We start from the raw sequence: 14,494 nt of genomic DNA, 5'->3' as shown, positions 1-14,494 counted from the left end.
TTGTGGTGGCGTCATGACGGTGTTCGCCTTCGTGGCCGACGACTTCACCGGGGCCACGGACGCGCTGTGGCAGTTCCGGCGGTTCGGGTTGTCCGGGTCCCTGGTCACCGACGTGGCTCACCTGCACGATCGGGACGACGTCATCGGCATCGCCACCACCGCCCGGGCGTCGGCCGACCCGGTGGCCTCGGCGCTGCCCGCACTCAAGGCCGTGGCCGCCCTCCGGCCGCTGGTCGTCCAGTACAAGATCTGCTCGACCTTCGACTCCTCTCCCGACCACGGCAGCATCGGCGCGGTCGTCGCGGCCCTGCACGGTGAGGGCCTGGCCGGGCGCGCGGTGCCGGTGCTCGCCGCCCAGCCCGAGTTCGGCCGCCACACGTGGTACGCCAACCACTTCGTCCGGGCCGGGGACGAGTTCGTCCGCCTCGATCGTCACCCTCCGGCGCGCGACCACCCGGTCACCCCCGCCGCGGAGGCTGACCTGCGGGTACGGCTGATGGTGCAGGGCGCGGGACCTACGGGATGGTTGCCGGCGGAGGCGTCGTGGCCGGCGTACGAGGCCAGGCGAGGGGAGGCCGCCTTCGTCGCGGACGCCACGACCGACGACCACCTCCTGGCCCTCGGCCGCCACCTCCTCACCGACGCCACCACCGGGGGAACGCTTTACTGCGTCGGCTCCGGAGGCCTGAGCTACGCCCTGGCCTCGGCATACGCCCTGGCCGTCCCGTCGACTGCCCACTCACCGACCGCCCAACCTGACACCACCGCCCGGCAGGCCACCATCTCCCCGCCCGGATCCCCGCCTGGATCCCCGCCCGGATCCCCGGCTGGGGCCTTGCCTGGAGCCCTGGGCGTCTCACCGGCTGGAGCCCTGCCCGGAGCCTCGCGTGGAGCCTCGGGTGTCTCACCGGCTGGAGCCCTGCCTGGGGCCCTGCCTGGGGTGCTGGCTGGGGCGGATGGGCGTGGTGCGGTGCCGCTCGGGCCTGCGGGGCCGGTGCTGGTCGTGTCCGGGAGCCGCTCGCCGGTCACCGCCCGCCAGATCGACACGGCTGAACGGGCGGGCTGGCGGGTGCTGGACGTCTCCGAGGGGACGGACGCCATCGCCGGGGCCGAGGCGAGCCTGCGGGACGGCCGTCACACCATCGTGCAGTCGACGCGAGGCCCGGCACGCGACCCCGCCGGAATCGGCGAACTGCTCGGCCGGGTGGCCGCCGCCGCGGTCCGGGCCGGGCTCGTGCGGCGCCTGGTGGTGGCGGGCGGCGACACCTCGGGCCAGGTCGTGGCCGCACTCGGCGCGTACGCGCTGGACGTGGTCGCCTCACTGGCGGTGGGCGGCCCCGTGTGCGTCCTGTCCTCGGACGACCCGGCCTGCGACGGCCTGGAGCTGGCGCTCAAGGGCGGCCAGGTGGGCGGCCCCGACTACTTCCTGACCGCCGCCACCGGAACGACCACCCGCCTGCCGTCGTAATGACGCCGCCACCCGGAACGGCCACCCGCCTGACGCCGCTCGCGACCGAAACGGCCACCCGCCTGCCGTCGTAATGACGCCGGCGCCGGGACGGCCACCCGCCTGACGCCGCTCGCGCGCACGACCGGGACGACCACCCGCCTGACGTCGCCCCGCGATACGACGGCTGGAGTAGGCCGACGGTGGCGGCGCACTCCCTTGGGCGCAGGTGGGAACGGGACCCCTGCCTGATGCCGGGACCCCCGCGTTCCGGGCACCGTGGAGGGCGAGAAGGAAGCCGCAACGGCAGGGGAGTGAAGTCATGAGATATCCGGAACTGCAGGGGAAGGTGGCGCTGATCACCGGAGGCTCAGGGGGGATCGGGCGGGGGACCGCGAAGGTGCTGGCCGAGCAGGGCATGCGGGTCGTCGTCAACGGCCGCGACCCCGTCGCCATCGAGGCCGCCGTGAAGGAGGCCGCGACGTCCGCCGAGGCCGCGAAGTCCGGAGGCACGGCGATCGGGGTGGCCGCGGACACCACGGACCTGGCCGCCGTCGAGTCCATGCGCCAGGAGGTCGAACGCCGGTACGGCGCGGTGGACGTACTGGCGATCTTCGCGGGCGGCGGCACCGGACGACCGGCGCCGATCGACCAGACCAGCGAGGACGACTGGCACGCCACCGTGCACGCGAACCTCACCTCCACCTTCCTTGTCATCAAGAGCTTCCTGCCGAGCATGAGAGAGCGGCGGCAAGGCTCGATCATCACCATGTCGTCGCTGGCCGCCCGCACCCCGACCCCCGCCTCCGTCGCCTACACCGCGGCCAAGGCGGGCGTGATCGCCCTGACCAAGCAGCTCGCGCACGAACTGGCCCCCGCCGGCATCCGGGTCAACAACATCGCGCCGTCGACGATCATGACGGAGCGGCTGGAGAGCAGGATGCCCAGGGAGTTCGCGGAGCGCATGCTGGCCGAGCACCCCCTCGGCAGGCTCGGCACGCCGCTCGACGTGGCCAACGTGACGGCCTTCCTCGCCTCCGACGCCTCCTCCTGGCTCACCGGGCTCACGATCGACGTCGCGGGAGGCAAGTGGATGCCGTGAGGCGAGGCGGCATGATGGGCCGATGGAGTTTCAGCCGATCGAACGCGCAGCTCAGGCGTTCCAGCAGCCCGTGACCGCCCGCCACATCGAGCAGATCAGCCGGCGCGTCTTCGACGGTGACGCCGTCTCGGCCAGGGAACTGGGGCTGGGCATGTACAACAACACCTACAAGGTCACGGTCGAAGGTCAGGACCGGCCGGTGATCATGCGCTTCGCGCCGGAGCCCGCCCGGCAGTTCGCCTCGGAGCGGGAGTTGATGCGCAACGAGTACGCCACCGTCCCGTACCTCTCGGTGATCGCCCCGCTGATGCCGCGGGTCATCGCGGCAGACTGGTCGCACGAGCTGATCGGCCGGGACTACCTGATCCAGACGTGCCTCGGCGGGGTGCCCGCGCCCGAGCACCTGCGTGACTATCCGCGACCAACCTGGCGGAGCTTCTACCGGCGGCTGGGGGAGATCACGAGGACCGTGCACGACGTACGCGGGCCGCGGTTCGGGCCGGTTGCGGCGCCCGCGTACGACACCTGGAGTCAGGCCGTCGCCGGCTCGCTGGCCGAGATCGCGGCCGATGTGGAGAGCGTCGGCCTCGACGCCGCTGACCTGCGCAAGGTCGCCGACCTGGCCGCCGAGCGGCACCACCTGCTGGACGAGATCACCGAGCCCCGCCTGCTCGCCGGCGACCTGTGGACCGTCAACGTCATGATCGCCGCCGAGGCCCCCGAGCCCACGATCACCGGCGTCCTGGACCTGGATCGCACCTGGTGGGGCGACCCGGCGGCCGACTGGACCATCCGGCTGGCCTCGGCGAGGAGGGACGAGCGGCTGGCGTTCTGGGAGGCGTACGGCGAACTCGGCGGTGACCAGGCGGCGGAGTGGCGCTCACTGGTCTACGAGGTCCGCCACCTGGGCGCGGTTCGCCTGGAGCGGCACCGCCACGGGCAGGGCGACCGGGTCAGGGAGTCGTACGACGCTGTGGCGGCCGCGCTCGCCGCGCTCACATCCGGCCGTCGGCACATATGATGTGGGTCACTTTGCGTGAGCGTCAAATATTGTCCGGATCCTGTGACACAAGCGCTTCTCCGGCCCGCTCAAGAGGGCCTCTGGTAAGCACCGTTTCCGCAGGTCGAAGCTGCTTTTTGGGCTAACGAACAGGCCGTGTCGATCAATTGTGAGTGACCTGACCGTTATATCTCACGGTTTCTCTCCGTTATGTTTCTGAATATATTCTTGCGCGTTGATCGCCATCTTGACGTCATGTGAATTTCGCGATGCGAGATGGGTTTTGGTTGAGGGGGCGCTTCTCCGCCCGGAAGTTCGCGCCCTCGATCAGCGCGAACGGAGAGTAATGGGCAAGTACCTGCTCCGCAGGTTGGCAATAAACGTGATCCTCGTCGCCATCGCGGCGAGCCTGGCGTACATGCTCGCGGCCACCACCATGAACCCGCGGGCGGCGTACGAGGGCCGGCAACCCCCGGTCCCTACGGCGACCATCGACGCCACGCTCGATGCCTACAACCTGAACGACAAGGTCCCTGTGATCCAGCGCTACGCGACCTGGGCCTCGGGCGTCATCACCGGAGACTTCGGCAAGACCTGGAACGGCGGCTCGGTCAACCAGGAGATGAGCCGCCGGGTCATGGTGAGCCTTCGCCTCCTGCTCATCGGCACATTGGTCGGGTTCGCCGTCGGTGTGGCGCTGGGCGCGGTCTCAGCGGTGAAGCAGTACAAGTTCAGCGACCGGTTAATAGGCGTCAGCTCCTTCGTGATCATGGCGATCCCCGTGTTCGTGCTGGCCACCCTGCTGGCGATCGCGACGTACAACGTCAACAGAGGGCTGGGGTTCACGCTGATCGAGTACACCGGCGAGTACAACCCCCGGTTGTCCGGATGGGACCAGTTCCTCAACCGGCTGAACCACCTCGTCCTGCCGACGATCTCGCTCAGCCTCGGCTCGATCGCCTTCTACAGCCGTATCCAGCGCAACATGATGCTCGACGTGCTCGGCCAGGACTTCGTACGCACCGCGATGGCCAAGGGCCTGCGGCGCCGGACGGCCCTGATCAAGCACGCGCTGCGGACCGCGCTGATCCCCTCGGCCACGTACTTCGCCTTCGCGTTCGGGACGATGTTCACCGGCGCGACGTTCACGGAGAAGATCTTCGCCTGGCATGGCATGGGCGCCTGGCTGGTCGACTCGATCAACCAGAACGACGTGAACTCCGTGGCCGCGGTGACCCTGTTCGCCGCCGTGTGCGTCCTGGTCGCCTCCTTCCTTTCTGACCTGCTGGTCGCGGCCCTCGATCCTCGGGTGCGGGTGAGTTGAGATGCGCTCGAAAGTAGTCCTCAGGCGCCTGCTGCGTAACAAGCAGGCCCGCTACGGTTGCGTCGCGCTGATCGTGCTGATCGCGCTGGCCTACGTGGGCCCCTTCTTCGGCTCCTACGACTGGACCGACAAGGACTTCCTGTCCTTCCTGTCGGCCCCCGACGGCGACCACTGGTGGGGCACGACCTCGATCGGCCAGGACATGTTCGCGGTCACCCTGCGTGGCATGCAGAAGTCGATCATCATCGGCCTGCTGGTGGCGCTGATCTCCACCGGCCTGGCCGCGATCGTGGGCGCGTTCGCCGGATATTTCGGTGGATGGGTGGACAGGGCCCTCATGTGGGGCGTGGACCTGCTGCTCGTCCTGCCGAGCTTCCTGATCATCGCGATCGTCTCTCCACGGCTCAGGGACGGCTCGTGGATGTGGTTCGTCGCCCTGCTGGCCGCGTTCTCCTGGATGATCACCTCCAGGGTGGTCCGCAGCATGACGCTCTCACTGCGCGAGCGCGAGTACGTCCTGGCCGCCGTCTACATGGGCATCCCACGCTGGAAGATCATCTTCCGGCACATCGTTCCCAACCTGTCCTCCTTGCTGATCATCGACGCCACCCTGAACGTCAGTGGCGCGATCATCGGCGAGGCGGCGCTGTCCTTCTTCGGCTTCGGCATCCAGCCGCCCGACGTATCGCTCGGCACGCTCATCGCGGAGGGCTCCCGCAACGCCACCGGCTACCCGTGGTTGTTCGCCTTCCCCGCCGGCCTGCTGGTCGCCCTCGTGCTCAGCGTGAACCTGATCGGCGACGGCCTGCGTGACGCACTCGACCCGGGGAGCAACTCGTGAGCATCTTGGAGGTCCAGGACCTCACCGTCACCTTCTCCGGCGGCATCGAGGCCGTGCGCGGCGTCAGCTACGGGGTCGAGCGCGGCGAGGTGCTCGGCATCGTCGGCGAGTCCGGCTCCGGCAAGTCCGTGACCTCGCTGGCCGTCATGGGCCTGCTGCCGCAGAACGCCGTGGTCAGCGGCTCGGTCAAGCTGCACGGCCAAGAGCTGCTCGGCATGAGGGAAGACGACCTGGTCAAGGTGCGCGGCAAGGCGATCAGCATGATCTTCCAGGATCCGCTGTCCGCCTTCACCCCCGTGTACACCATCGGAGACCAAGTCGCCGAGGCCGTCCGCGTGCACCAGAAGATGGCCAAGGACAAGGCCGCCAAGCGGGCCGTGGAGCTGCTCGACCTCGTCGGCATCCCCAACCCGGGCCTGCGGGCCAAGGCGTTCCCGCACGAGTTCTCCGGCGGCATGCGGCAGCGCGCGATGATCGCCATGGCCATCGCCAACGACCCCGACCTGCTGATCTGCGATGAGCCGACCACCGCGCTCGACGTCACCATCCAGGCGCAGGTCCTGGAGGTGCTCAAGACCGCGCAGCAGGAGACGGGCGCGGGCATCGTGATGATCACCCATGACCTGGGCGTCATCGCCGGCATGGCCGACCGGGTCCTCGTCATGTACGCGGGCCGGCCGGTCGAGCAGGGGCCGGTGGACGACATCTACTACCGGCCGCGCATGCCGTACACGATGGGGCTGCTCGCCTCGATCCCCAGGGTCGACGGCGAGGAGGGGCCGCTCGTCCCCATCGACGGCAACCCGCCCTCGCCGTCGTCGCTGCCGCCCGGCTGCCCGTTCGCGCCGCGCTGCCCGATGAAGGTGGACATGTGCGACGACGAGGAGCCGCCGCTGACCCCCTTCGCCGGCGGGCGCCACGTGGCCTGCATCCGCTCGCACGAGATCGAGCACAAGGGCCTGACCGGCGCGGACGTGTTCCCGGTGCCGGTCATCCCGCCGAGTGAGGTCGTACGGATCCCGCGCGCCGAGCGTGCCACCGTGCTCGAACTCGACGACATGAAGCGGCACTACCCGCTGATGAAGGGCGCGATCTTCAAGCGCCGCGTCGGCACCGTGTTCGCGGTGGACGGCATCAGCCTCGACGTCGCCGAGGGCGAGACGCTGGCCCTGGTCGGCGAGTCGGGTTGCGGCAAGACCACGACGCTGCAGCAGATCATGCAGCTGGAGCCGCCGCAGGGCGGCCGCGTGGTCGTGCTCGGCAAGGACAGCGCCAAGCTGACCAAGGCCGCGCGCAAGGCGCTGCGCGAGGACCTGCAGATCGTCTTCCAGGACCCGATGGCCGCGCTCGACCCGCGCATGCCGGTCGGCGACATCATCGCCGAGCCGCTGCGCGCGCACGGTAAGACCAGGGACGTGCGCGCCAGGATCGCGGAGCTGCTCCAGCTCGTGGGCCTGTCCCCCGAGCACGCCGAGCGGTATCCGCAACAGTTCTCCGGCGGCCAGCGCCAGCGCATCGGCATCGCCCGCGCGCTGGCCCTGGAGCCGAAGGTGCTGGTGCTGGACGAGCCCGTGTCGGCACTCGACGTCTCCATCCAGGCAGGCGTGATCAACCTGCTGGAGGAGCTGAAGAACAGGCTCGGCCTGTCCTACCTGTTCGTGGCCCACGACCTGGCCGTGGTCAGGCACCTGGCCGATCGTGTGGCCGTCATGTACTTGGGCAGGATCGCCGAGGTCGGGACGGTCGAGGATGTCTACGATCATCCCGCCCACCCCTACACGCAGGCGTTGTTGTCGGCGATCCCGTTGCCCGACCCCGAGATGGAGCGCACCCGCAAGCGCATCCTGCTCGAAGGCGACCTGCCCAGCCCGGCCGACCCGCCGTCTGGATGCAGGTTCCGCACCCGCTGTCCCAAGTTCGCCCGGCTCAGTGAGGCCGAACAGCGGCGGTGTGTGGACGAGGAGCCCTCGGTGGCCAGGCAGGCGAACGCCGTCGACCACGGTGCCGCCTGTCATTACGCGGAGGAGATCGAGGTCATCACGGCCTCGGAAAATCAGGAGGAAGAGTGAAGGTTCGTTACCGTGCGGCCGCTGGGCTGGCGGTGCTGGCCCTGGCCGTCGCTGCCTGTGGCGGAGGCGGCTCCGAGAGCAAGCAGCCGAGCGCCGAGAAGTCCCAGCAGGCACAGCAGCAGATGACGGAGACCCCGTCGATCAGCATCAACCCTGTTCCGTACGAGCAGGTCAAGGACGGCGGCACGCTCACCCTCGCGATAGGGCAGTGGCCGACCCAGTGGAACCCCCTGCACGTGGACGGCAACCAGGCCGACACGGCGACCATGCTCGACCCGATCATGCCGCAGCTCATGATGGCTGATGAGAACGCGCAGTTCACGCCGAACGCCGACTACGTCACCGACGTGAAGAACGAGACGGTGGACGGCAAGCAGGTCGTCACGTACACGCTCAACGACAAGGCCAACTGGTCGGACGGCACGCCGATCACCTACAAGGACCTCGCGGCGGCGTGGAAGGCCAACAACGGCGAGAACAAGAAGTTCAAGGCTGCCTCCACGGACGGCTGGGACAAGATCGAGTCGGTCGAGAAGGGCGACTCGGACAAGGTCGCCGTCATCACCTTCAGTAAGCCGTACCTGGAGTGGGAGGGCCTGTTCAACCGCGGCACCTCGCACCTCGTCCCGGCCGAGCACATCGGCTCGCCCGAGGCGTACGAGAAGGACTACCTGCAGAAGATCCCGGCCACCGCTGGGCCCTTCAAGGTGGAGTCGATCGACGAGGGCACCAAGACGCTCACGCTCGTGCGTGACGACAAGTGGTGGGGCAAGAAGGCCAAGCTCGACAAGCTCATCTTCCGTACGATCGCCGACTCCTCCGCCGAGGTGAACGCCTTCGCCAACGGCGAGCTGGACGCCGCCTACATCGAGGCGGGCAACCCGGCCAACCTGCAGCGGGCCAAGGAGGTGCCGAACGCGGAGATCCGCAAGGCGCTCAGCCCGAACTGGCGGCACATCACGGTCAACAACCAGAGCGAGTTCCTGAAGGACAAGTCGGTCCGTCAGGCCGTTCAGTACGCGATCAACCGTGACGTGATCACGCAGTCGGACCTGAAGGACATGGAGTGGCCGCTGCAGACGCTCGGCAACCACGTCTTCATGAACAACGACAAGCGCTACGTCGACAACTCCGGCGACCTCGGCAAGTACAACCTGGACAAGGCCAAGCAGTTGCTCGACGCGGCCGGCTGGAAGCAGGAGGGCGACTACCGCAAGAAGGACGGCAAGGAGTTCGCGCTGGACTTCGTCATCCCGGCCTCCGTGGCGACCGCGAAGACCGAGGGCGAGCTCTCCCAGGCCATGCTCAAGGAGGCCGGGATCAAGCTGACGATCCGCCCGGTCCCCGATGACAAGTTCTTCAACGACTTCATCATCAAGGGCGACTTCGACCTGGTGCCGTTCTCCTGGATCGGCACGCCGCTGCCGCTGGGCGGCCTGCCCCAGATCTACAAGTCCGGCTCCGAGAGCAACTTCCCCAAGGGCAGCGACCCGGCCGTGGACGCCGCCATCGCGGCGACGGTTGACGAGACCGACCCGGCCAAGGCCGCCGAACTGGCCAATGCCGCCGACAAGCTGATCTGGGACCAGGTGCACACCATCCCGCTGTACCAGCGCCCCGACATCTGGGCCGTGAAGAAGACGGTCGCGAACTACGGTGCTCGCGGGTACAAGTACTACGACTACACGGCGATCGGCTTCACCGGCTGATCCCCTCCCGCACGAAGAACCCCCGGCCGCGCACCCGCGGCCGGGGGTTCTTTCATGGACGATCAGCCGTGCGAGTCGGCCACAGAGCCCTTGAACGTGGTGAGACAGGACGGGCCGTTCTGGCCGTCGAAGCGGACGGAGTCGAAGAAGTCACGGAAGTCGACGTAGAAGTTGCCCTTGCCGCGCGGGCTGGTCACCGCCGAACAGCCGCCGTAGGCGGCCTCCGAGAACAGGTGGATCCAGGAGTCGGTACGGTTCCAATCCGACTTGGACCGGTCCGCGATGCCCAGCGCGGCCAGATCGGGGGTGTTGCCGGTGATCTGGACGATGTCCCCGGTGCCGTCGAGGCCGGAGAACAAACAGTAGTTGCCTTCCTGACACCGGTCATAGCCAGCGGCGGCCTGAGCGGGGGTCGCCAGGGCCGCCAGGGCGGCGGCAGCGAGGGGTAAAGCCCAAATGTGAAGCTTCTTGCCCATCATTCCTCCATGGGTGAAACTTTCTTTCGGCACGAACATACCTCGTGCGATCTTGTCAGGAAAGGGGTTGACTAAACGGCCGCGGTGAGCGATACCTCCACCGCGCCGCGGGTGCCCCAGCGGTTGACCCGCCAGCAGGTCAGCACGGCGTACACGTACATCGGGCGCAGCACCAGCAGTCGCCAGAGCGAGGCCAGCGGGGCCAGCGCGAACGCCAGCAGCAGTGCCCCCGTGCTCTCGTCGTTGCGCCGCACCGTGAAGAGCCGCAGCGCCATCAGGTAGTTCATGGCCAGCCCGATCTGCGCCGCCGCCAACGACACCTCGCCCACGTGTGCCCGGCAGGCCGGGTCCGCGATCAGCACGACCGGGATGGCCAGGGCGAGCAGCAGGTGCAGATACTCCGACACCGTCGTCCAGAACACCACCCCGGTCAGCGGCATGTACCGCAGCCACCACAGGTGCCGCACCGTGGTGCCGCGCATCCAGCGCAGTTGCTGGTTGGCGTAATGGCTCACCCGCTCGGGCACGAGCGTGAACACCAGGGACGACGGCTGGTGCACGGTGTTGCCGGCGAGCAGCGCGTAGAAGGTGAGCATCGAGTCGTCGTTCATCTGCATCGGACGCCCGCGGAAGTGCTCGTTCTCATAGGCTCCGGCACAGCGGCGGACCACGTTCGCCCGGTAGAAGGCCAGCGTGCCGGAGTTGATCGTCACGCGCCGCAACACCGACTGGGCGCTGCGCAGCCCGCGGGTGAAGGGCAGGTACAACACGCAGGTCAGCCGGGTGAGCAGGTTGGCGGTGCGGTTGAGCACCAGCACGTGCCCGGCCACCGACCGCACCTTCGGATCGGCGAACGGGGCCAGCCCTTCCTTGACGGCGTGCCGGTCGAGCACGGAGTCGCTGTCCAGGGTGAGGAAGATGTCGGCGTCGTCCTGCGCCAGCACGTGCATCTGGGCGAAACGCTTGCCCCGGTTCACGGTACGGTCCCAGGTCGTCTCGATGCCCCTCGCCGCGGCCTGGGCCTCGAACTCCCGGCGTACGTCGTCGTAGGAGACGGCCGACCCGTCGTCCACCACCCGCACCCGGTTCACCCGCCGGCTCTGCGTCAGCACGGAACGCAGGCACGCGCTCAGCGCCTGCGGATCCTCGTTGTAGACGGGGATCTGCACGGTCACCCGCAGCGCGTTGACCTGTCCCCGGCGCCCCGACGGGATCCGGACCGGCCGCTCGAACCAGGACAGCGGCATCCACCACAGCAGCAGGAAGGAGGCCAGCCAGGCCACTGACATATCGTACGGCCGCCCCCCGATGGCCCCCGCCAGCGCGGCCAGGTGGGCCACGCCCCAGGCGGCGTACGCGGCGATCGGGAGCGCGCCCAGGAGGAGGAGCTTTCCGCGTCCGGCATAGCGGGCGGCGAGATTGACTGGTTCCACCGTTCTCCTTTCACGGGCACAGCGGGCCCCGGCCGCGCCGGAACCCGAACCGCACCAGGAGGGCGGCGGTCAGCACCAGCGACACGCAGAGGCCGACCAGCCAGAGGTGCCCGCCCGACAGCGCGGCCACGGCGACGCCACCGCCGAAGCCGGCCAGAGATCCGTACGACACAGGGACTCCTTGGGTGCCAAGAGGTAACGCAGGTGATCTCGCCGGAGGGGGGTCCACGTAACCGTCGCGTCACTTAAAGGCATGTACAAGCGCTTTATGTCCGCTGAAAACGGGCATGTCGGTTTAATTCATGATTGGTGGAGGGCAACGGTGATCTGCTGGGTGGCGCCGGCCGCGCCTCGAAGGTCGGCGAACGTCAGGCGCAGCGACGGGCCCGTGGTGGCTGAGGTGACGGTCGGGGGCGCGGACTTCACCGCGGTCACCGGGCGCTCCCAGGTGACGGCGAGCGTGGCGGCCTGGCGCGGCGGGTCGGAGACGCACAGCACGGCGGTGCCGTCGGGCCGCTCACGGATGAGCACGCACGCGGCGGCGCTCACGGAAACCCCGCCCCCAGCCCTTGTGATCGCGGGGATGTGGCCTGGTGTCCAGAAGTTCGCCGCTGTCAGACCCAGTTCGGGGATGGCGATCGCCTGTACGTCCGCCGAGTTCGCCAGGATTCGCACCCGGCCGCGCGCCGCCGCCCTGGCCCGGGTGGCCTCCTCGGTCGCGCCGGGCATGAGCGTGTAGGCGTAGGACGCGCCCGCCGGGTCGATGCCGTGGTCGAGCCACAGGGTCAGGTAGGGGCGGGTGATCGGGTCGGGGGAGCCGCCGGCGTTGATGTCCCGCCAGGAGCCGGTGCGCTCCTCGTACAGGAGGTCGAGGCTGGTGGGGGAGGGGAAGACATATCCGGCATGTCCAGCCATGTGCACCCACGAGACGCCGGTCCGCCGCGCTTGCCGCCCCCGTTCGAGAGCCGCAGTCTCGCCGTCGACGCGGACGGCGACCGCGCCGTCCTCACCCAGGCGGCGGTCCACGGCTTCGCCGCCCCCAGGCAGCCGCCGGTTGTCCACGGCTTCACTGGCCTCGCTCAGCCGCCGGTTGCTCACGACCTCGCTCAGCCGCCGGTTGCTCACGACCTCGCTCAGGCGGCGGTTGTCCACGACCGTCTCCACCGGCACTCCGTCGGCGCACCCGATCCCCGCCCCCAGACACACCACGCAGTCGTCCAGGAAGAACCACGACTTCCTGGCCGCCAGCGTGCCGCCCAGCCCCCGCAGGTCCTGGCCCACCGCCGCGAACTCCCCGTCCGTCGCGCCCCCGGCCCATACCGTGTCCGGCCGGGGCAGCGCCCACTCGCCGCCCTCGCCGTCCGCCAGGCGCTTGGTGGAGACCGTGACCCCCGGCAGCCGGTACGGGTCCACGGTCGGCCAGAACCCCTCCGCGTACTGTTCCTCGTCCCCCCACCACGACAACCACCCGGCCCCGGTGTGCCAGCCCCGCGCGTTCTCCCCGTTGCCGTACTCGTAGTGCGCCACCCGCCGGGACGCCATGCTCACCGAGGCCGCCCAGCCCGGCCGCCGGTGCGTCGCCCGGTCCATGCCGGGGAACAGCCGGTGCCCCACGGGCTCGGGCGCCGCCGGCTCCTTCGCGGCGGCCACGGCCTGGAGACGCGCCGTGCCGGCGACATCCAGGCCCTCCACCGGACGGCCGCGCTCCAGCCAGCCCTTCACCATGGCCCGCCAGCGCGCCTCCCGGTCCCCACTCGCCGATCCGCCCGCCGACCCGCCTGCCGATCCGCCCGTCGATTGGGCCAGTAGCGCGATGGAGGCGAGCAGGTTCTGCGCGCGCTGCCGGCCGCCGTTGCGCCGGCTGATGCCGCGCCCGGCCACGTTGTCCATGACCAGCCCGTTGTAAACGAACGGCGCCACCCCCCGCTCCACCACGTCCAGGAACGCCCGCAGGTCCGGCCCGTCCAGGTCCCAGGCCGAGCCGCGCAGCAGCGCCCGCAACATCGCCAGCCCGCCGATCAGCACCGCGCCGTAGCCGCCGACGTACGGGACGCGGGAGTGCTGGAGGTAGGACCCGTCGGCGTGGAAGCCGTCTCCCGAGGCGACAGGCGTGTACACGGGGGCCAGCGCCTCCCTGGCGAACTGGATCCGCACCCCCTCACCCCCGAGCACCCCGCGCACCGCCAGCACCCGGCACAGGTCCACCCGATTGGCGCCGGTGCTGTTGCCCTCGTAACGCGCCACCGCCGACTCCGGCACGAACGCGTCCACCGCCGCGCAGCACCTGCCCGCCCTGGGCTCCGTCAGCCGCCCGGACATCAGCACCGCCGTGTCCAGCAGCGCCTGCGGGCCGCCGATCCGCCAGTGCCACCAGTTGCCGTACGGGGTGGTGCCCGGGTGGTAGACGTCCGTGAGCAGGTGGTCCAGGCCCGTCAGCACCGCACGGCCCAGCTCGTCCTGCCCGGTCACTCCGGTGCCCGGCTGGGCGTACGCCTCGGCCATCGTGCGCAGCCGGGTGAAGCTCTTGTACACGTGCGCCGACGATCCGGCGTACCCGAGGCCGGGCCAGAGCGAGCCCCGCTCGGGCGCCATCGACTCCCGGTGCCCTGCCGCCGACCGCCCCAGCTCCGCCAGCATGCTCCGGTACGGCTCCGCCGCCCGGTCGAAACCCTCGCCGAGCAGCAGCGTGCGCCACCGCTCCCGCAGCCCCGTCGGGGCTGCGGCCTTCTGGGGCAGCCCCGTGACGAGCGCGGCCCCGCCGGCGGCGCGCAGGAGGGCGCGCCGCGTCCATCCACCGGACATGAGAGCGACGATATAGAGCGTTCGTGCGCGTTCACGGTGGAAGCGGGGCCATTGATCGACTGATGACCCATTCATGCCCGGGGCTTCTCGTCGGAGGCGGATCCCAGGTCAGCGCCGCCCTTGGACCTGTCCCCTCACAGGCGGTAAAGCGGCGATGAAAGTTTCACCGGCCCCTGTCCCGTTTCCGCTGGTGCCGGAGCTCGTTCGCGGCGTCGTGGCGTACGGGGCCGGAAACTCTGGTGGAGTGGCCTACAGTGCCTTTGGGAGCGCTCCCAAAACCTTCGAGCCGAG

Annotated in this window: 11 protein-coding genes; 7 read left to right on the top strand and 4 right to left on the bottom strand. The window is 69.6% G+C overall.

Annotated elements, in window-relative coordinates; all coding sequences use genetic code 11:
• Positions 1-13 precede the first annotated feature (13 nt).
• From ACFPZ3_RS30300 to ACFPZ3_RS30270, 7 genes are all read left to right on the top strand, one after another.
• Positions 14-1,468, top strand: coding sequence for a four-carbon acid sugar kinase family protein (locus tag ACFPZ3_RS30300; protein WP_379517680.1), 1,455 nt, complete (start codon positions 14-16; stop codon positions 1,466-1,468).
• Positions 1,469-1,769: 301 nt separating this feature from the next.
• Positions 1,770-2,549 (top strand): SDR family NAD(P)-dependent oxidoreductase, encoded by a 780-nt coding sequence (locus ACFPZ3_RS30295; RefSeq protein WP_379517679.1) that lies wholly within the window; start codon positions 1,770-1,772, stop codon positions 2,547-2,549.
• A gap of 22 nt (positions 2,550-2,571) precedes the next feature.
• On the top strand, positions 2,572-3,570 hold the full coding sequence (locus tag ACFPZ3_RS30290; RefSeq protein ID WP_379517678.1) for a phosphotransferase family protein: 999 nt from the start codon (positions 2,572-2,574) through the stop codon (positions 3,568-3,570).
• Positions 3,571-3,895: 325 nt separating this feature from the next.
• Positions 3,896-4,873 carry an ABC transporter permease gene (locus tag ACFPZ3_RS30285; RefSeq protein WP_379517677.1) on the top strand — a complete coding sequence of 326 codons (978 nt, stop codon included), beginning with the start codon at positions 3,896-3,898 and terminating at the stop codon, positions 4,871-4,873.
• A gap of 1 nt (position 4,874) precedes the next feature.
• Positions 4,875-5,714, top strand: coding sequence for an ABC transporter permease (locus ACFPZ3_RS30280; RefSeq protein WP_379517676.1), 840 nt, complete (start codon positions 4,875-4,877; stop codon positions 5,712-5,714).
• Positions 5,711-7,783 (top strand): ABC transporter ATP-binding protein, encoded by a 2,073-nt coding sequence (locus ACFPZ3_RS30275; protein WP_379517675.1) that lies wholly within the window; start codon positions 5,711-5,713, stop codon positions 7,781-7,783. Before ACFPZ3_RS30280 ends, ACFPZ3_RS30275 begins: the two co-directional genes overlap by 4 nt.
• Positions 7,780-9,492 (top strand): ABC transporter family substrate-binding protein, encoded by a 1,713-nt coding sequence (locus tag ACFPZ3_RS30270; protein WP_379517674.1) that lies wholly within the window; start codon positions 7,780-7,782, stop codon positions 9,490-9,492. Before ACFPZ3_RS30275 ends, ACFPZ3_RS30270 begins: the two co-directional genes overlap by 4 nt.
• 62 nt (positions 9,493-9,554) lie before the next feature.
• On the opposite strand, the gene ACFPZ3_RS30265 is transcribed toward ACFPZ3_RS30270, so the two are convergent.
• The 4 genes from ACFPZ3_RS30265 to ACFPZ3_RS30250 all read right to left on the bottom strand — a co-directional run bounded on the left by ACFPZ3_RS30265 (position 9,555) and on the right by ACFPZ3_RS30250 (position 14,203).
• The gene (locus tag ACFPZ3_RS30265) at positions 9,555-9,968 is read right to left on the bottom strand and encodes a peptidase inhibitor family I36 protein (RefSeq protein WP_379517673.1); all 414 of its coding nucleotides are present in this window, start codon (positions 9,966-9,968) and stop codon (positions 9,555-9,557) included.
• 71 nt (positions 9,969-10,039) lie between these two features.
• Positions 10,040-11,401 (bottom strand): glycosyltransferase, encoded by a 1,362-nt coding sequence (locus tag ACFPZ3_RS30260; RefSeq protein ID WP_379517672.1) that lies wholly within the window; start codon positions 11,399-11,401, stop codon positions 10,040-10,042.
• A gap of 10 nt (positions 11,402-11,411) precedes the next feature.
• Positions 11,412-11,573: a hypothetical protein gene (locus ACFPZ3_RS30255; RefSeq protein ID WP_379517671.1), complete on the bottom strand. Its 162-nt coding sequence runs from the start codon at positions 11,571-11,573 to the stop codon at positions 11,412-11,414.
• Positions 11,574-11,701: 128 nt separating this feature from the next.
• Positions 11,702-14,203, bottom strand: a complete 2,502-nt coding sequence (locus ACFPZ3_RS30250; RefSeq protein WP_379517670.1) for a polysaccharide lyase 8 family protein — start codon at positions 14,201-14,203, stop codon at positions 11,702-11,704.
• Between the last annotated feature and the right edge of the window lie 291 nt (positions 14,204-14,494).

It is taken from the genome of Nonomuraea insulae, assembly GCF_042656245.1.
Note: the sequence above shows the minus strand (reverse complement) of the source record. Positions and strands in the feature narration are given on the sequence as shown.

What these genes read in the sequence shown, in the direction of transcription:
- ACFPZ3_RS30300 (WP_379517680.1), top strand. Translation starts at nt 14, where the DNA reads ATGACGGTGTTCGCCTTCGTGGCCGACGACTTCACCGGGGCCACGGAC.
- ACFPZ3_RS30295 (WP_379517679.1), top strand. Translation starts at nt 1,770, where the DNA reads ATGAGATATCCGGAACTGCAGGGGAAGGTGGCGCTGATCACCGGAGGC.
- ACFPZ3_RS30290 (WP_379517678.1), top strand. Translation starts at nt 2,572, where the DNA reads ATGGAGTTTCAGCCGATCGAACGCGCAGCTCAGGCGTTCCAGCAGCCC.
- ACFPZ3_RS30285 (WP_379517677.1), top strand. Translation starts at nt 3,896, where the DNA reads ATGGGCAAGTACCTGCTCCGCAGGTTGGCAATAAACGTGATCCTCGTC.
- ACFPZ3_RS30280 (WP_379517676.1), top strand. Translation starts at nt 4,875, where the DNA reads ATGCGCTCGAAAGTAGTCCTCAGGCGCCTGCTGCGTAACAAGCAGGCC.
- ACFPZ3_RS30265 (WP_379517673.1), bottom strand. Translation starts at nt 9,968, where the DNA reads ATGGGCAAGAAGCTTCACATTTGGGCTTTACCCCTCGCTGCCGCCGCC.
- ACFPZ3_RS30250 (WP_379517670.1), bottom strand. Translation starts at nt 14,203, where the DNA reads ATGTCCGGTGGATGGACGCGGCGCGCCCTCCTGCGCGCCGCCGGCGGG.